The following is a 17,661-nucleotide window of genomic DNA, read 5'->3' on the forward strand; positions in this document are numbered from 1 at the left end:
CGGGCGGCGGACAATTAAAGCGCCGTTAAAGATATGTGCGTCAAGTGTTATTGGGCACCCGCGGGCAAGCGTCCCGCTCCTACGGCCCAAAAAAAACACGGCCCCTTGCGGGGCCGTGTTTCTGCGACCGATCAACCTAGATCAGAAGCGCTGCTGGTACTTCATGTACACCGTACGGCCGAAGTCGAAACCGCCGTAGTAAGCGAACTGGTTGTTCGGGGCCGTGAACATGAGCGGGCCCTTGTGGTCCGTCACGTTGTTCGCGCCGACCGACACCGTGCCGTTCCAGGGCGTGTTGTAGCGGACCTGCACGTCGTGGAACGTGTTGGAACCGACCTTGCGGAGCGGGTAACCGTCCGGCACGTCCGGAGCAGCGTAGTCCGGAATGTTGCAGTATTCGGCGTCGAAATCGTCCGTGACGACGCAGCCTTCCTTCATGGACGAGTAGTAGCGGGCCGTCCACGTGGCGCCGAGATCACCGTGCTGCCAGTTCACGCCCAAGTTCGAGCGCGTACGGAAGGTGCCGGCGAACGAGACCGACGGCTGGGCGACGGTTTCGGGGTTGTTGTTCGACCAGATGTTGTACTCGGAGATGTAGGACACCTGCCAGTCGAAGTCGAAGTTGCCGAATGAGGTCTCGGGCAACTTGTAACGGACACCCAGGTCATAGCCTTCCGTTTCCAGGCGACCCTTGTTCGTCAGCGCGAAGCTCAGCGAGTTGATGTGGAAGTCGCTGGCATCGCGGGTAAACAGGGTGCAACGCTCGGAGATCCCACGCAGATAGCAGTCCTGCAGGATATCCGTGACGCTGTCGGTGGCGATCAGGTTCTCGATCTCGACCCTGTACCAGTCCAGGCTGATGTCCAGCCCCGCGACCCACTGCGGGCTGTACACGATGCCAGCGGTCCTGGATTCCGCCGTTTCCGGCGTCAGGTTCGGGTTGGAACCGGACAGGAACTGGTCAGGAGTCTGGCACGGGAAGCTTGTGCACGGAATCAGGCCCTGGCCCAGCTGCACGTAGTCAGCCGGGACGCCCGACGCGGAGCACGTGGCGCCGCCGGCAACGTTGCCCGCACCCGTCGAGCCGCAGGGATCGATGTAAGACTCGAAGCTGCCGCCAACGCCGCCGTAGAGGTTGTCGACGCTCGGAGCGCGGAAGCCTTCAGCGAAGGTCGCACGGACCAGCAGTTCCTCGATCGGACGCCACACCAGGCCGAACTTGTTGTTGATGGTGTCGCCGAAGGTGCTGTAGTCCGAGTAGCGGCTGGCGAGGCTGAGCGACAGCTCATGTGCGAACGGGACTTCACGCAGCAGCGGCACAGCGAGTTCCACATAGACCTCGTCGAGCTTGTAGCCACCCGCCGTCGTGGTCGCCGGAAGACCGGTGCTCAGGCCCGCCTGGTTGAAGGCGTCCGGAACGAAGCGGCCCTGCTCGTTGCGGTGCTCGTAGCCGACTGCGACGCCCAGGTCGCCGGCGGGCAGTTCGACCACCGTGCCCGAGATGTTGGCGAAGTAGGTGGTCGACTCGGTCAGGCCGCGGTCATGGTAGAACGGGAACAGGAAGGCCTGGACGTCCGCATTGGACAGCGAGCCGCTACCGGCCACGCCGTACGGCAGCAGAGGGTTCACCGGCGTGCACTCGCCCGCACCGAGATTGGTGCCCAGCGCGATCGGGTCGGCAGCGGTGCCGCATTGCGCGACGCCAAGGCCATTGACGAAGGACGGGCCCATCGCGCCTTCCATTGCCACCAGGCTCGCGTCGCCGCGGCCGGTCTTCAGCATGTCATTGCGGTTCCACGTGCCACCCACGTCCCAGTCCCACGTGGTGCTGCCCAGTTCGAAGAAGCCCTCGAACGCCGCGGTCAGGCGGTACGTCGACAGTTCGCTTTCGGTGGTGCGCGGCACTTCCCACAGACGACGGCGGATGGTGAGGTCGGTGCCCGGGGTCGGGTTGAATGCACTGTCGCCCGACAGGGGGATTCCGAACGCAAGGCTCTGGAACGGATAACCCGCAACCGTCTGGGTGGTGGTGCGGTTGTTGTACAGGGCGTCGCTGACGAAGCGGACGTTGTCCGTGACGTCATAGTCGGCGGCCACGAACACCGAGCGGCGCTCGATGCCGGTGCGCGCCATCATCTGCTGGTTGCTGTTCGCGTTGAAATCCGCGGTGTGCAGCTCGTAGCTGGCACGGTCGGTCGGATCCTGACCCGGGGTCAGGGTCCACCAGCGGGCGGCAGCGGCAGGGCTGCACGGATCGCAGAACGAGCCGTTCTGGCTGACCGGGCTGAAGCCGGCGCCCGGGAAGTCCGGACCAAGGTTGCCGGAGGCGGAGTACCACAAATCGCGCGCCCAGATCGGGTCTTCCTTGCCGTACTCGACGCTCATCGTCACGCCACCGCGCTCGCCAGCAGTGCCGATCGTGAAATCGACGGTCTGGTTGGTGCCGTTGCCTTCGTTGAGCTGGCCGAAGTAGGCGTTGAGTTCAGCGCCCTCGAAGCGGCGACGGGTAATGACGTTCACCACGCCGGCGATCGCATCGGAACCATAGATGGACGAAGCGCCGTCCTTCAGCACCTCGACGCGCTCGATTGCCGAAGCCGGAATCTGGCCCAGATCCTGCAGGCCGGTGGTGTTGGCGCCCAGGCGCTTGCCGTTGACCAGGATCAGGGTGCGGGAAGCGCCAAGGTTACGGAGGTCGATGTAGTAGCCACCGACGTTCTCGCCCGAAGCCAGCACGTCGCCGCGGGAGATTGCAGGCGAACCGGCCGAAGTCAGGTTCTGGAGGATGTCCGCGACGCTGGTGACGCCCATGTGTTCGATGTTTTCGCGGCTCAGCACCACAACCGGCTGGGACGTTTCAACGGACGCCTGGCGGATGCGCGAACCCGTCACTTCGATTCGGTCCAGGGTGGTGGTGCTTTCGCTGGGGGCTTCTGCCTCTTGCGCGAACGCAACGCCGGTGCCGGTGATCGTGGCAGCGCCTGCGACTAGCGCGAGACCAATCGCGTCGCGGAGCTTGTTGGTTTTCAGGGTCATTTGATTCTCTCTCCAACTGTGTCTTCGTGTGTATCGCACGGGAACCTCCCCGCCGGAGCCAACATAGGCGCCAAAGCCAGCAAGGTTGCGGCCGATACTAGCCGGCCTTCGCCAAAAATTAAAGTGTCGTTAACAAATCAGTCGGACTTTGTGATGGCGGGCACCGCCATCCGGCCGGAACCAGAAGAGACAGGGTTCGGCGAGGAGCAAAAAAGCCCCTTCCGCAGGGTCAGAGATCCTGCTCGTACCGCACGTAGGGCACGGCGCCCTCGTCGTTCGTCTCACCGCTTGGTGAGAACGGGTTGCGGCCGCGGGTGACGACGTTTTCGGCGCCGACGGTGAGCTGGCCGCTCCATGGCGTGCGCCATGTCACGCCAAGGCCGAGGCCCTCGAACCGGGGCTGGCCGGGGGTTTCGATGACGCGACCGATGACGTTGGCGCTGAAGGCGCCATAGCCGCCGCCGACCGAGACACTCTTGCTGCTCCAGCGGTCGCTGATGTCGGCCGGGGCCTCGGAGAACGGAATCAGCGTGGCCTTGGCCACGGTGCCGGCGATGGTCACGTACGCGGCGTCGCCGATGTTCTTCTGGGCGAAGACGGTGAGGTCGTTGAGGTCGAGCTGCGGGTTGTCCTGCGCCGATCCGGCGCGGCTGAGCCAGGCCGGCAGGCGCTCGTTGCCTTGGCCGACGCTGACACCGAAACCGCCGCCGGGACGGTGGAAGGCGGCTGTGGCGCTGGCGTGCCGGTTGCCGTCGGCCTCGCCCAGCGACGCCAGCTGGCAGTTGTCGACCAGGCTGCCGACCGCGCTGAACACGCCGCTGCGCTGGTTGCACAGCAGTGCCAGCGAGTTGCCCGCTTCAAGTCCGAAGGTGGCGTCGAGCGAGCTGCCGCCAGCGCGCCAGCGCGCACCGGTGCGATTACCCTCGGTGGTCGGCTCGAGCAGCAGGTAGGCCTGCACCTTGCCGCTGCTGTGGTCGACGACCGGAAGCACCGTCTGGTCCCGCTTCACCTGCGCATGCGCGCCAGCCGCAAGGCCAAAGGCCAGCAGCAGGGCGGTCATTACTCGGGCGGGGTGGGGTGCCATGGAATTCAATCGACCTGCCGGAGTGGCGGGAGTTCCTTTCAGCGTGGAAACGATCGTAGCCGGTTTATGTTTATTTAACAATCCCGTGCCACGGGCTTGCTGCACCTCTACTGAATGCCCGGGGCCGGCGCCAATGGTTCAGGCGCAACCAGCAGGCCCTCGACCTCTTCGGCGGTGAACTCGTAGCGTTCGCCGCAGAATTCGCAGCGGACCCGCGCTGCTCCATCGATAACGGCAGCGCGGGCCTCCTCTGGACCCAGCGAGCCGAGCATCCCGGCCACGCGCTCGCGCGAACAGGAACAGCCGAAGGCCAGCGACCGGCCTCCGACCAATTCCACGCGCTCCTCGTGGAACAGGCGGGTGAGCAGGGTGGCTGTCGCGGTGTCGAGCAACTCGCCCGGCGCCAGGGTGTCGAACAGGGCGCCGGCGCGGGTCCAGCCGTCGGCGTCGCCCTCGTCGCCGGGGAGCTTCTGCAGCATCAGGCCGGCGGCGCGATCCGCGTCGGCGGACAGCAGCAGGCGCGTGGGCAACTGTTCGGACTGGCGGAAGTAGTCCTCGAAGGCCTCGCCCAGCGAGTCGGACTCCAGCGGCACCAGTCCCTGATAGCGGGCCGGGTCGCGCCCGCGGCTGCCGGGGTTTTCGATGGTGATGGCGAGGATGGCGCCCGAACCCAGTTCGCGCAGGTCGCGCGAAACCGGCGTCGGGTCGCCTTCGGCCAGCTGCACGATGCCGCGCAGGGTGCCGTTGGCGGAGCATTCGGCAAACAGCGTGCGCAGGCGATGCTGCCCGCGCAGTTGCACCGACAGCCGCCCCTCCACCTTGGCATGGCCGGTGAACAGGGCGGCGGCCGCGACCGCCTCGCCGAGCAGTTCGGCCGCGGCGGCAGGATAGTCGTCGCGGCTGCGGATTTGATGCCAGGCCTGGCGCAGCTGCACGTGCACGCCGCGTACGCCCGCGTCGGGGAGCAGGAAGCGGGTCAGCCGGTCGTTGTCGGCGGGAGGTGCGATATCGGTCATCGGGTTCGCTTTGCCGGGCTGGCGTGGTCGAATAAAGGAGGCGCAGACGTCGCGCCTTCATCGAGATAGGGACGAACAGATGATGGCGCAAGCCTTGCCCGCAGACCGCGCTCCCGGCCCGGTGCCCGTCCCGCCGCGGCGCCGCTGGCTGCGGCGGGTGCTGATGCTGCCGCTGTGGCTGCTGCTGTTGACGGTGCTGCAGGTGGCCACGCTGCGGTTCGTGGATCCACCGTTCTCGAGCTTCATGGCCATCCGCCAGGCCGAAGCCTGGATGCAGGGGGAGGGCGCGTTCCGCATCGCGCACGACTGGCGCGACCTGGATGCGATGGCGCCGTCGTTGCCGGTGGCGCTGATCGCCGCGGAAGACCAGAACTTCGCCACGCATTCGGGTTTCGACCTGGACGCGATCGACCAGGCCCGCAAGCGCAACGAGCGCGGCGGGCGCCTGCGCGGCGGCAGCACCATCAGCCAGCAGTTGGCCAAGAACCTGTTCCTGTGGCAGGGCAGCAGCCCGCCGTCGCGGTGGCTGCGCAAGGGCGTCGAGACCTGGTACACGATGCTGATCGAACTGCTCTGGCCGAAGCGTCGCATCCTCGAGGTCTACGCCAACGTCGCCGAGTTCGGCGACGGCGTCTACGGCGCGCAGGCGGCGGCGCGCAGCTTCTTCGGTCGCGATGCGTCCGCGCTCTCGACCGCGCAGAGCGCCCGGCTGGCGGCGGTGCTGCCGAGTCCCAAACGCTACAGCGCGTCCCGTCCCGGCCCGTACGTGCAGCGGCGCACGCAGGCGATTGAACGCAACATGCGCCAGATCGGCGGTGCCGCCTATGTCGAGGCGCTGGAGTGAGCACGTCGACCCTCGCCGTCTCCGCTACGATGCGCGCAATGGACCATGACCTGCTGACCGTCGTCGTCGCGGCACGAGACGAAGCCGAAGCGCTGCCGCTGCTGCACGTGCGGCTGGCGCGCGTGCTCGATGCGCTGGAGGCCGATCGGGTCGAGGGCCGGATCCTGTATGTGGACGACGGCAGCCGCGACGGCACCTGGGACGTGATGCGCGGCCTGGCCAACGGCGACCGCCGCGTGGGGCTGCTGCGCCTGTCGCGCAACTTCGGCAAGGAGGCGGCGCTGACCGCCGGCCTCGACCATGTGGTCGAAGGCGCCGCGATCATCCTCGATGCCGACGGCCAGGATCCGCCCGAACTGATCCCGCAGTTCGTGGCCCGCTGGCGCGAGGGCTACGACGATGTCTACGGCATGCGCGAGCAGCGTGACGGCGAGGGCTGGCTCAAGCGTTCCAGCGCACACGTTTTCTACCGCGTGATCCAGCGCCTGTCGAACACGCCGATCCCGACAGACACCGGCGATTTCCGCCTGCTTTCGCCGCGCGCCGTTGCCGCGTTGCGACAGTTGCGCGAGCGCCACCGCTTCATGAAGGGGCTGTTCGGCTGGATCGGCTACAACCGCATTGCGCTGCCGTACCGGCGCGAGCCGCGCGCGGCCGGGCACAGCAAGTTCAGCTTGTGGAAACTGTGGAACTTCGCGCTCGAGGGCATCACCAGCTTCTCGACCGCGCCGCTGCGGCTTGCGACCTATCTGGGGCTGGCGGTCGCGCTGCTGGCGTTCGTGTACGCGATCGTGATCGTGGCCAAGGCCGTGTTCCTCGGCGACCCGGTCGCCGGCTGGCCGACGATGATGTCGGTGATCCTGTTCCTGGGCGGCGTGCAGCTGGTGGCGCTGGGCCTGATCGGCGAATACCTCGGGCGCCTGTACGAGGAATCCAAGCAGCGCCCGCTGTACCTGCTCGACGACTGGCATCCCGCGGCCACGGGAGTATGCTCGGGAGCATCGCAACCATCGGGAGGGAAGCGCCATGCGCACGGTGCGTCAACTGCTGGAAGCCAAGACGCCTGAGGTGTTCGCGGTCGCCCCCGATGCCCCGGTCATCGACGCGATCCGCCTGATGGCGGCCAAGGGCATCGGCGCGGTGCTGGTGATGGACGGGTCCAGGCTGGTCGGCATCCTGTCCGAGCGCGATTACGCGCGCAAGATCGTGCTGGAGGGACGCTCGTCCAAGGACACGGCGGTCAGCGGGATCATGACTTCGCAGCTGATCACCGTGGGCCCGGACCACGTCGTGCCCGACTGCATGCAGATGGTCACGCGCAACCGGATCCGGCACCTGCCGGTGATCGAGAACGGCGCGGTCGTGGGCATGATCTCGATCGGCGACCTGGTGGCGGCGGTGATCGAGGACCAGCAGCACGAGCTGGACCAGCTGCAGCGCTACATCGCCGGCTGACCCACGCCGGGTCGTTGTTGGCCAAGCACGTTTTCTGCCCGCGCCCTCACTTCCCCGCAATCTCACTTCGCGTATTTGCCGCCGCAGTCGCTGTCCTCGCCGGGGCCCAGTTCGAGCGTGGCCAGCAGCGCCGCGGGCGGGGCGATGCTGCCCAGCGCCAAGGCGATCGCGCCGCGCAGGCCCAGGCGTGCCATGTCCGGCCGGAAGGACGGATCGGCGAAGGTCCCGCCGACATGCAGCGGTGAGCGGAGCGCGAGGATGCTGCGGTCCTTGGGCCGCGGCCGCAGTTCCAGGTCCAGGGTCTCTTCGCCCAGGTCGATCTGGCCTTCGCCGACGATGATCGTATCGGTGGTATCGAAGGCCAGCGCGCGCGAATCCATCACGCCCTGCTTGACCCCGAAGTCGGCGAACGCGCAGCGCACCGGCACCTTGCGGTCCTTGCCCAGCAGGTATTTCACCGATTCGTAGATGTCGATGCCGGCCAGCTCCACCAGCAGGTTGCTGATTTCGCCGCGGCCCATGCCCACGGCGACGTCGCCATCGGCGGTGGCCAGCATGGCCGCGACCGAATTGCCGGTGCCGGCCAGGTTGAAGTCTCCGGCCAGGCGCCCGACCGTGTCCTTGGCCAGTTCGACATCCGGGAACAGCTGCGACAGTTCCACCTGCCGGAGGTTTGCCTTGACCCGGGTATGGATCGTGTCGCGGCTTGCATCCATATGCACGTCGGCGCGGATGTCGCCACCGGCGACGCCGAAGTTGAGCGGATCGAGCCGCACGACGCCGGCCTCGAGCAGCAGGTGCGCGTCCATGTCGTCGAGAGGCAGCTTCGGCGAGTTGATGCGGCGCGCGTGCAGACGCACGTCCGCGTCCATCGAGCGCAGCTTGTGCAGTTCATAGGGCTGCGAAGGCAACACCTTTCCCTGCGCCGCCTGCTTCGCGGCCTGTGCAGCCAGTTGGGGATCGAGCTTTTCGCCCTCGGCATCCGGGGCGCCGCCGACGAAGCCGGCGAGATCGTCGAAGTCGAGGCGGTCGGACACCAGGTCGGCCTTGAAGAACAGGCGTTCGCCGCCGGTCGTGACCGCGACCGATCCACCCAGATCGCTCTGGCCCACTTCGCCCGTGAACGCGTCGTAGTGCCAGGTGTTGCCATCGCGGGTGAGCCGGCCGTCGACGGAGTACGGAGGCGAGTCGGGCAAGGCCAGGCCGAGCAGCGGATACAGATGCGCGAGGTTGCGCCCGGACAGCGCGAACTGCAGGTCGAAATCACGCAGGCGGAAGGGATCGATCAGGCTGCCGCGGGCGTGCGCGCGGGTCGCGCCGGCGCGCGCGCGAAGGTCGAGTCGGAATGGGCGTTCGGTGTCCTGCAGCTCGAGCGGCGATTCGGCCGTGCCCTCGAGGCTGAACTCGTTGCCGCTCCATTCGCCCTGTCCCTCCAGCTCGACGGAGGGTGCGGACCCGTCTTCTCCCTCGCGGCTGGCCAGCTGGATATCGATGGCGGTGCGGCTGCGCGCGTCGTCGAAGCGCAGGTGACCGTCGTCAACCCACAGCCGGCGCAGCTGCAGCGGCTCGCCCCCGTCGTCGTCGAAGCCGAAATCCCAGTTGCCTGGGCTGCCGTCGGGGCCTGTCTCCAGATGCACGTCCGGCTTCACCAGGCGCACCTCGGGCAGGCGCACCTTGCCGACCAGGAGCGGCCAGAACTCGAACTGCAGTGCGAGGCGATCGGCCGTGGCCATGTCCGCGTGTTCCGACCATTCGGCGTTGCCCAGCCTCAGGCCGTCGGCAGTGACGGTGGTGACGCGGCCAAGGTCGACGTCGAGGTCGCCGGCGATGTCGAACTCGCGGCCGGTGCGCGCTTCCACCAGGCGCTCGACCGGCCCCTTGAACCAGTTCCAGTCCCACACCAGCACCAGCAGCACGATCGCCGCGGCTACGACGCCGACGACGGCGAGCGTGCGTCGTGAAGGCCGGCGACGGCGGGGCGCAGTGGGCGAGTTGGCGTGTTCAGGGGTGCTCGGCATGCGCCAAGACTTGCGCGTGTCGCGTCACACCGGCGCGAAAGTGGTTCAAATGTTCAGCTTCGCGAAGCCGGCGTATTCAGGCCTGTGGCACAACCTGCGCCAGCACCGCCACGTAATGGCAGACGCTGCCGGCGATGCAGAACAGGTGCCAGATCGCGTGCGCGTAGGGAATCTTTTCGCGGTGGTAGAAGAACGTGCCGAGCGTGTAGAACACGCCGCCGGCGATCAGCCAGCCGAAGGTCCAGCCGTCGAGGTTGGCCATCACCGGCTTGATCGCGACCAGCACCAGCCAGCCCATCGCGACATAGATCAGGGTGGACAGCTTTTTGAAGCGGCCGGTGTAGAACAGCTTGAACACCACGCCGGCCAGGGCAAGGGTCCAGATCGTCGCGAACAGGCCCCAGCCCCAGGGGCCGCGCAACCCGATCAGGGTGAACGGGGTGTAGGTGCCGGCGATCAGCAGATAGATCGCGCAGTGGTCGAAGACCTTGAGCCTGCCTTTGGCGACCGGGTGCCGGGTCGAGTGGTAGAGCGTGGACGCCACGTAGAGCAGCAGCAGGCTCACGCCGAACACGATCGCAGCGCCGAGCTGCCAGCCATCGCCATGGATGGCGGCCAGCGTGATCAGCACTGCGCCGCCGGCCAGTGCCGCGGCCGCACCGAAGCCGTGGGTCAGGGCGCTGGCGATCTCGTCGCGAATACGCGCCAGGCGCGCGGCGCGCCGGCGAACGCGCACGTCGTGGCGTGCTTCCCGGAATTCGCTATGGGGGGTACTCACGCAGATACGTTACCGCATTGCCGGTGGAGGCGCCCTGTCGGCCGGCGCAGCTCAGTCCGCCACTGCGTGCGCATGCTCGCGCGTGGCCATGAAGCGCACCGCGGGCGAACGCTCCTGGGCCAGCTGCAGGTTGACCCGGGTCGGGGCGAGGTAGACCAGTTCGCCGGCGGCGTCGATCGAGAGGTTCATCGCGTGCTTGTCGCGGAACTCCTCGAGCTTGCGCTCGTCGTCGCACTTGATCCAGCGCGCCGTCGCGACCTGCACCTGCTCGAAGATCGCATCCACGCCGTACTCGTCCTTGAGCCGGTAGGCGACCACTTCGAACTGCAACACGCCGACCGCGCCCAGGATCAGGTCGTTGCTCATCAGCGGGCGGAAGAACTGCGTGGCGCCTTCCTCCGACAGCTGCGCCAGGCCTTTCTGCAGCTGCTTGAGCTTGAGCGGATCGCGCAGGCGCGCGCGGCGGAACAGCTCCGGCGCGAAGTTGGGGATGCCGGTGAAGCTCAACGACTCGCCCTCGGTGAAGGTGTCGCCGATCGAGACCGTGCCATGGTTGTGGATGCCGATGACGTCGCCGGGCCAGGCCTCCGCCGCGATTTCGCGGTCGCTGGCCATGAAGGTCAGGGCGTTGGCCAGCTTGTGTTCCTTGCCGGTGCGCACATGGAAGGCTTTCATGCCTGCGACGAACCTGCCCGAGCACACGCGCATGAAGGCGACGCGGTCGCGGTGCAGCGGGTCCATGTTGGCCTGGATCTTGAACACGAAGCCGGTGAGCTTGTCTTCCTGCGGCGCCACCTCGCGCCCGGTGGTCGCGCGCGGACGCGGCGACGGGGCGTGCTCGACGAAGAAGTCCAGCAGCGGCTGCACGCCGAAGTTGTTGACGCCCGAGCCGAAGAACACAGGCGTCTGCTTGCCCTCCAGATAGGCCTGCTTGTCGAAGGCATGGCTGGCACCCTGCACCAGTTCCAGTTCCTCGCGCAGCTGCGCCAGCACGCCTTCCCCGATCCTGCCGGCCAGCTCGGGCGCATCGAGCGCGGGGAAGATGGTCGAATCCTGGCGGGTGAAGTTGCGGCCCTGTTCGTACAGGTGCACTTCGCCGGTGAGCAGGTGCACCACGCCCTTCAGGCGCTGGCCCATGCCGATCGGCCAGGTCACCGGTGCGCACTGGATGCCGAGCACCGATTCGACCTCGTCCAGCAGGTCGATCGGGTCCTTGCCCTCGCGGTCGAGCTTGTTGATGAAGGTCATGATCGGCGTGTCGCGCATGCGGCACACCTCCATCAGCTTGATCGTGCGCTCCTCCACGCCCTTGGCCACGTCGATCACCATCAGGGCGCTGTCGACCGCGGTGAGTACCCGGTAGGTGTCCTCGCCGAAGTCGGCGTGGCCGGGGGTGTCGAGCAGGTTGATGATGCGGCCCTCGTAGGGGAACTGCATCACCGAGGACGTGACCGAGATGCCGCGCTCCTTCTCGAGCGCCATCCAGTCGGAAGTCGCATGGCGCGAGGTCTTGCGCGATTTGACAGAGCCAGCCATCTGGATCGCGCCGCCGAACAGCAGCAGCTTTTCGGTCAGCGTGGTCTTGCCCGCGTCGGGGTGCGAGATGATGGCGAAGGTGCGCCGGCGCGCGGCTTCTTTGGAAACGTCGGGCATGGCGATACCCGCCGCGGTGGCGCCGGGAGTGTGCGGAAAGCCGGAAATTATACGGGGTCCGGTGGGCGGGGGTGGCCAATCGCCGCCTCGGCGCGCTCACTCCGCGGCGGAGGCCTCGCCGAAACGCAGGATGCCCTCCGGCCCGAACATCCGGAACGGCACCGAAGCCAAGCGCATGCCGCGGTTGGCCTGGACCACGAAGTGCAGGTGCGGGGCGGTGCTGTGGCCGGTGTTGCCGGAGCGGCCGATGGCCTGCCCGCGGCGCACGAGCTGGCCGACGCGGACCAGCACGCCCCCGGCCTGCAGGTGGGCGTACAGCGCCATCGTGCCGTCGTCGTGCAGCACGCGGATGAAGTTGGCGCGCGCCAGCAGGGTGGCCTCGTCCTCGCCGGGTGCGGCCTCGTCAAAGCCGGCCTCGGCCTGCATCACCACGCCGTCGCGTGCGGCCACCACGGGCGTGCCCACCGGCGCGGCGAAATCCACGGCGTGGCGGTTTTCCGCGTCGTCATGGCTGAAGCCGCCGCCCCAGGCCTGTTGGATGCGCAAGGGCGCGGAGGGCAGCGGCCAGGCGTACTCGACATCGCGCGGCCGAGCGTTGGGAGAACCCGGCACGGCGATTACACGCAGCCGCGGGTTGCCATGGCCGATGCGCGCCAGCAGCGCGGCCGAATGCGGCTGCACCGTGCCGCGCGCGGGCAGCGCGGGATCGCTGGTGAAGGCGGCCCCGCCATCGGCATGCAGCATCACCTCGATCGGCCCGGCCAGCAGATTGTCGACCCAGGCCAAGGCGCCGCCATCGGCCGGCTCCACCCGCAGGCGCGCAACCGCCGCGGCCTCGGCCTGGGCGGCGATGCGCTCCACGCCGTGGGCCGGGGCGGCCTCGTCCACGCGGTCGGCGTAGTGGGCGCGGCCCTGTGCGTCGGTCCAGCGGTAGACCGTCGAGGCCTGCGTGGTCGTGGCGGCCAGCGCGAGCGCCGCGATGCCGGCCGTCAGCAGGCGCCGGTTCATTGCGCGCAGGCCGGGTCCAGGCCAAGTGCGCGGGCGACATCGCGCAGGTCGAAGGCGGCGACCGCGCGATCGCTGTGGACCGCGAACAGGACGCCGGCCGGGAAGCGCGCGGTCGGCGCGGCATGCAGGGCGACGCCGTCGGTCCAGGCGGTGACCTGCCCGCTGAAGGCGCCGCGCGGGGCCAGGCTGGCCCGGTCGAACACGCGGAACACGGTCAACGGACGCAGCTGGTCGGAAACGATCCAGTAGCCGGTGTCGGCGGTACAGGCCCACAGCGCAATGCCCTCGGGCTCGGCCTGGAAAGCGCCCGGGCGCACGCCGCCGCCGGTGAAGCGGCCGTCGAGCGTGTACTCGCGCAGGGCGGTGCCGGTGCGCGTGTCCTCGTCCGCGACCAGCAGGCGCCCGTGCGCCGGGTCCCCCAGCAGCGACTCGACCATGCGCAGCGCGCTGTCCTGGCCGGTGTCGCCGAAAGAGTCGATGTATTCGGGTACCGGCCGCCCACCGCCATCGAAGCCGACGCGGAAGCGGCGGACGCGCTGGGCGAGCTGCGGCAGCGGCGGCACGGTCTTGAAATCGGCGCCCTCCATGAAGCTGTCGGTCACGTAGACATGCAGCTCGCCCGGTTTGGTTTCATACGCCCACAGACCGTAGGGGCTGCGCAGCTGGCCTTCGCCGAAGCTGCCCAGCGGGCGGAATTCCGGCAGCGAGAGCATCTGCACGCGACGGTTGTCGCGCTCGGAGACGAACAGCATGTCGCCGTGCACGAACACGCCGTTGGGGCGCAGGAACGCGCCGTCGGCGGTGCCGCGGTGGCCGACGCTGCGCAGCTGCTCGCCGCTGTCCGCGTCGAAGACCACCAGCTCGTGGGTGTTCTTGGCCGTGGCGATCAGCCAGGTGCCACCGTCCTCGGTCGGCCAGGTGGCCAGCGAGTCGAGCTCGTCGTCGGGATTGTCGAGCGTGATGTAGCGCTCGGGCACGGTGGCGACATCCGCGGGCGGCGCAGCGGAAGGACCGGCCGGCATCACCGGGGCGTGCGGAGTCGCGCAGGCGGCCAGCAGCAGGGCCGCCATGAAGGGAAGGGCAAGGCGCATCGGCGGATTATCGCCGCAAGCGGTCGCCAAACATCGTATCGCTTCATCTGCATGAAGCGATTGACAAGCCGGCCGGGCGCTGGCAACCTGCGCGACATCCATCGAGACCGGCTGAGGGACAGGCCCGAAGAAGCCGGGGCAACCTGATGGAGACGACCGCAAGGTCGACTCTGTCGCGGTGCCAAGTCCTGCGGGGACCTGAGTGTCTACCGGAAGATGGTTGTGCAGCACCGCTCGCGGTGGATGCGCATCTGGCCGGTCCTGCCGGCAATCTTCCGATCCCTGCAAGCCTCGTTGGGCGTCCTTTCCAACGGATTGCGCCATGGGTCTTGTCCACGCCACCGCCAGCCCCTGTCCGTCGCCCGTCGCGGCGACGGTGGATACGCGCGCGCCCGTTGCCGATCCGGCGGGGCCGCGTCGCGGCGTGCTGGAGCTGGCGCTGCCGTTGCGCCATGCGGGATCGCGCCAGGTCCGCGTCGCCTGGGAGATCGCCGGTCCGGCCGGTGCGCCGGTGGTGCTGGTGGCCGGCGGCATTTCCGCCCACCGCCACATCGCGGCAAACGCGGAATTCCCCGAGGCCGGCTGGGCGAACGACCTGGTCGGGCCCGGACGCACGCTGGATCCCGCGCGCTGGCGCATCCTGGGTTTCGATTACCTCGGCGCCGATGGCCGCATCGATGCGCCGCTCGACACCGCTGACCAGGCCGATGCCGTGGCCGCGCTGCTCGATGCGCTGGGCATCGATGCGCTGCGTGGTTTCGTGGGCTATTCCTACGGCGCCCTGGTCGGGCTGCAGTTCGCGATCCGCCATCCGGCCCGCGTCGCGACCCTGGTCGCCGTGAGCGGCGCGCATCGTGCACATCCCTACGCCGCTGCCTGGCGCGCGCTGCAGCGCAAGGCGGTCGCGCTCGGCCAGCTGCAGTGCGCCGACGTGCAGGGGCTGTCGCTGGCGCGACAGTTCGCGATGCTCAGCTACCGCACGCCGGAAGAGTTCGAAGAGCGCTTCGATGCGCCGCCGGAAGTGATCAACGGGCGCGTGCGCGTGGCCGCCGAGGACTACCTCGACGCCGCTGGCGCGCGCTTCGTCTCGCGCACGCCGGTCAACGCCTGGCTGCGCCTGTCCGAATCGATCGACCTGCACCGCATCGACCCCGCGCAGGTGCGCGTGCCGACGCTGGTGGTCGCGGTCGAGGGCGACCGCCTGGTGCCGTTGTCGGACTCGGTGGCGCTGGTGGAAGGACTCGGCACCAACGGCCAGCTGCGCGTGCTGCGCTCGGCTTACGGCCACGACGCATTCCTGAAGGAAACCGACCGCATCGACGGCATCCTCGCCGGCGCGCTGCGCAACCCTGGAGAACCCGCATGACCGCCAGTTCCACGCCCGTTGCCAGCCACGGGGCCTGTCGCCCCGCCACCAGCGCGGTGCGCGCGGGCATCGACCGCGACACCGCCTACGGCGCGGTGACGCCGCCGATCGTGCTGTCGAGCAACTTCAGCTTCGACGGCTTCGGCAACAAGCGCGAGTACGACTACACCCGCAGCGGCAACCCGACCCGCGACCTGCTCGGCGAGGCGCTGGCAGAGCTCGAGGGCGGCGCCGGTGGCGTGGTCACCGCGACCGGCATGGGCGCGATCACCCTGGTGCTCAACGCGCTGCTCTCCCCCGGCGACAAACTGGTGGTGCCGCACGATGCCTACGGCGGCAGCTGGCGCCTGTTCAACGCGCTGGCAAACAAGGGCCATTTCGAACTGATCACCGCCGACCTCACCGACCCGCGTTCGCTGGCCGCGGCGCTGGCGCAGTCGCCGAAGCTGGTGCTGATCGAGACGCCGTCCAACCCGCTGCTGCGCGTCACCGACCTGCGCTTCGTGATCGAGGCCGCGCATCGCGTCGGCGCGCTCACCGTGGTCGACAACACCTTCCTGTCGCCAGCGCTGCAGACGCCGATCGCGTTTGGCGCCGACGTGGTGCTGCATTCGACCACCAAGTACATCAACGGCCACAGCGACGTGGTCGGCGGGGCGGTCGTGGCCAGCACGCGCGAGCTGCACGAGCAGTTCGCCTGGTGGGCGAACGCGCTGGGCATCACCGGCTCGCCGTTCGACAGCTTTCTCACCTTGCGCGGCCTGCGCACCCTGGACGCGCGCCTGCGCGTGCACCAGGAGAACGCGCAAGCCATCGCACAGCAGCTGGAAGCGCACCCGGCGGTGGCCAGGGTGCACTTTCCGGGCCTGGCGTCGCACCCGGGGCACGCGCTGGCCTCGCGCCAGCAGAGCGGCTTCGGCGCGATGCTGTCGCTGGAGCTCGAGGGCGGCGTCGACGCAGTGCGCGCCTTCGTCGACGGCCTGCAGCACTTCACCCTGGCCGAATCGCTGGGCGGCGTGGAAAGCCTGGTGGCGCACCCGGCCTCGATGACGCATGCGGCGATGACGGCCGAGGCGCGCGCGGCTGCCGGGATTCCCGACGGACTGCTGCGGCTGTCGGTCGGCATCGAGGCCTGCGAGGACCTGCAGGCGGACCTGGCCGCAGCGCTCGAGCGTGCGCTTGGCGCCGCCGCAGCCGTTTGCGACGCGGGCCTGCAGCAGGTGGACGCATGAGTACAGTGACACCGATCCGTCCCGCCGCGCCCGCGCGCAGTGGCCGCGTTGCGCTGCTGGGCACCGGCGTGGTCGGCAGCGCCGTGGTTGCGCGCTATCGCCAGCTGGTCGAACGCGGCATCGCGCTGCCGGCGTTCGCCTGGCTGAGCAACTCGCGCGTGCAGGTCAAGGCCGGCGATTCGCTGGACGAGGCCATCGCGCAGGCGCGGTCCGCGCCGCGGGCCACGGTTGCGGTGCCGCCATGGGCCGAGGGCGAGTCGCTGGTGCGCGGTGACATCGTCATCGACGCCACCGCCAGCGACACCGTCGCCGGCTGGCATCCGGAATGGCTGCTGCGCGGAATCCACGTCGTCACCGCCAACAAGCTTGGCAACGGCGGCGACCTGGCACGCGCGCAGGCGATCGTCGATGCGCAGCGCGAAGGCGCCCGCTACGGGGATTCGGCCACGGTGGGTGCAGGCTTGCCGCTGCTGCGGCTGCTTCGCGAACTGGTCGCGGGCGGCGACCGCATCCATGCCGTGGAGGGCGTGCTTTCGGGTTCGCTGGCCTGGCTGCTGTCGCGTTACGACGACACGCGTCCGTTCTCGGACCTGGTCCGCGAGGCGCGCGATGCCGGCTACACCGAACCGGACCCGCGCCAGGACCTGTCGGGCGAGGACGTGCGCCGCAAGCTGCTGATCCTGGCGCGCGCGGCGGGCCTGCCGCTGGAGGCGCGCGAGATCCGGGTGTCGTCGCTGGTGCCCGACGCGCTGCGCGACGTCGCTGCCGATGCGGTCGACGTGCAGCTGTCCGCACTCGACGCGCCGCTGCGCGAACGCTTCCTCAACGCCTACCGGAACGATGCGCGGCTGTGCTTCGTCGGCCGCTTCGACGCCGAGCGCGGCGCCAGCGTTGGGCTGCGTGCGCTGCCGCTGTCGCATCCCCTGGCCATCGGCAACGGCACCGACAACCGTGCCGCGATCTTCAGCGACCGCTACAGCGAACAGCCGCTGGTGATCCAGGGGCCGGGCGCAGGCGCGAAGGTGACGGCGGCGGCGCTGCTGGACGACGTGCTGCGGATTGCGAACGCCTGAGGGTGGA

At 68.8% G+C, this 17,661-nt stretch carries 14 protein-coding genes and 1 riboswitch; of the genes, 6 read left to right on the forward strand and 8 right to left on the reverse strand.

Translation table 11 applies throughout. The annotated features are described in order from the left end of the window. Positions 1-141: 141 nt before the first annotated feature. The 3 genes from ACW5EG_RS03485 to hslO form a co-directional block, all read right to left on the reverse strand. The gene (locus tag ACW5EG_RS03485; protein WP_457017378.1) at positions 142-3,036 is read right to left on the reverse strand and encodes a TonB-dependent receptor plug domain-containing protein; all 2,895 of its coding nucleotides are present in this window, start codon (positions 3,034-3,036) and stop codon (positions 142-144) included. 229 nt (positions 3,037-3,265) lie between these two features. Beyond that, the gene (locus ACW5EG_RS03490) at positions 3,266-4,084 is read right to left on the reverse strand and encodes an XOO1806 family protein (protein WP_457018389.1); all 819 of its coding nucleotides are present in this window, start codon (positions 4,082-4,084) and stop codon (positions 3,266-3,268) included. A 143-nt stretch (positions 4,085-4,227) separates the two neighbouring features. Then, a complete protein-coding gene (gene hslO, locus ACW5EG_RS03495) occupies positions 4,228-5,136 on the reverse strand; it encodes an Hsp33 family molecular chaperone HslO (protein ID WP_457020859.1) in 909 nt (302 codons plus the stop codon). Positions 5,137-5,218: 82 nt separating this feature from the next. Here hslO and mtgA point away from each other — a divergent pair, with 82 nt between their 5' ends. From mtgA to ACW5EG_RS03510, 3 genes are read left to right on the forward strand one after another with little or no spacing between them, the layout of a single operon-like run. Next, positions 5,219-5,980: a monofunctional biosynthetic peptidoglycan transglycosylase gene (gene mtgA, locus ACW5EG_RS03500; protein WP_457020860.1), complete on the forward strand. Its 762-nt coding sequence runs from the start codon at positions 5,219-5,221 to the stop codon at positions 5,978-5,980. Between the two features lie 38 nt (positions 5,981-6,018). Continuing rightward, entirely contained in the window at positions 6,019-7,047 is a 1,029-nt protein-coding gene (locus tag ACW5EG_RS03505; protein ID WP_457017380.1) for a glycosyltransferase family 2 protein, read from the forward strand. Continuing rightward, positions 7,007-7,435 carry a CBS domain-containing protein gene (locus ACW5EG_RS03510; RefSeq protein ID WP_457017381.1) on the forward strand — a complete coding sequence of 143 codons (429 nt, stop codon included), beginning with the start codon at positions 7,007-7,009 and terminating at the stop codon, positions 7,433-7,435. The genes ACW5EG_RS03505 and ACW5EG_RS03510 overlap by 41 nt, the downstream gene beginning before the upstream one ends. Positions 7,436-7,497: 62 nt before the next feature. Here ACW5EG_RS03510 and ACW5EG_RS03515 read toward each other — a convergent pair whose 3' ends face one another. From ACW5EG_RS03515 to ACW5EG_RS03535, 5 genes are all read right to left on the reverse strand, one after another. Then, entirely contained in the window at positions 7,498-9,453 is a 1,956-nt protein-coding gene (locus ACW5EG_RS03515) for an AsmA family protein (RefSeq protein WP_457020861.1), read from the reverse strand. A gap of 76 nt (positions 9,454-9,529) precedes the next feature. Continuing rightward, on the reverse strand, positions 9,530-10,162 hold the full coding sequence (gene trhA / locus ACW5EG_RS03520) for a PAQR family membrane homeostasis protein TrhA (protein WP_457018391.1): 633 nt from the start codon (positions 10,160-10,162) through the stop codon (positions 9,530-9,532). 120 nt (positions 10,163-10,282) lie between these two features. Further along, on the reverse strand, positions 10,283-11,884 hold the full coding sequence (locus ACW5EG_RS03525; protein ID WP_457020862.1) for a peptide chain release factor 3: 1,602 nt from the start codon (positions 11,882-11,884) through the stop codon (positions 10,283-10,285). Between the two features lie 96 nt (positions 11,885-11,980). Further along, a complete protein-coding gene (locus ACW5EG_RS03530; protein ID WP_457020863.1) occupies positions 11,981-12,892 on the reverse strand; it encodes a M23 family metallopeptidase in 912 nt (303 codons plus the stop codon). Next, entirely contained in the window at positions 12,889-13,983 is a 1,095-nt protein-coding gene (locus ACW5EG_RS03535) for a phytase (RefSeq protein ID WP_457017385.1), read from the reverse strand. The genes ACW5EG_RS03530 and ACW5EG_RS03535 overlap by 4 nt, the downstream gene beginning before the upstream one ends. Before the next feature lie 95 nt (positions 13,984-14,078). Beyond that, positions 14,079-14,206: riboswitch (SAM riboswitch) on the forward strand. A gap of 99 nt (positions 14,207-14,305) precedes the next feature. On the opposite strand from ACW5EG_RS03535, the gene metX reads away from it, so the two are divergent. From metX to ACW5EG_RS03550, 3 genes are read left to right on the forward strand one after another with little or no spacing between them, the layout of a single operon-like run. After that, on the forward strand, positions 14,306-15,349 hold the full coding sequence (gene metX / locus ACW5EG_RS03540) for a homoserine O-succinyltransferase MetX (RefSeq protein ID WP_457020864.1): 1,044 nt from the start codon (positions 14,306-14,308) through the stop codon (positions 15,347-15,349). Then, positions 15,346-16,581 carry an O-succinylhomoserine (thiol)-lyase gene (locus tag ACW5EG_RS03545; RefSeq protein WP_457020865.1) on the forward strand — a complete coding sequence of 412 codons (1,236 nt, stop codon included), beginning with the start codon at positions 15,346-15,348 and terminating at the stop codon, positions 16,579-16,581. Before metX ends, ACW5EG_RS03545 begins: the two co-directional genes overlap by 4 nt. After that, a complete protein-coding gene (locus ACW5EG_RS03550) occupies positions 16,578-17,654 on the forward strand; it encodes a homoserine dehydrogenase (RefSeq protein WP_457020866.1) in 1,077 nt (358 codons plus the stop codon). The genes ACW5EG_RS03545 and ACW5EG_RS03550 overlap by 4 nt, the downstream gene beginning before the upstream one ends. The last annotated feature ends 7 nt before the right edge of the window (positions 17,655-17,661 follow it).

The organism is Luteimonas sp. A611 (assembly GCF_054072715.1).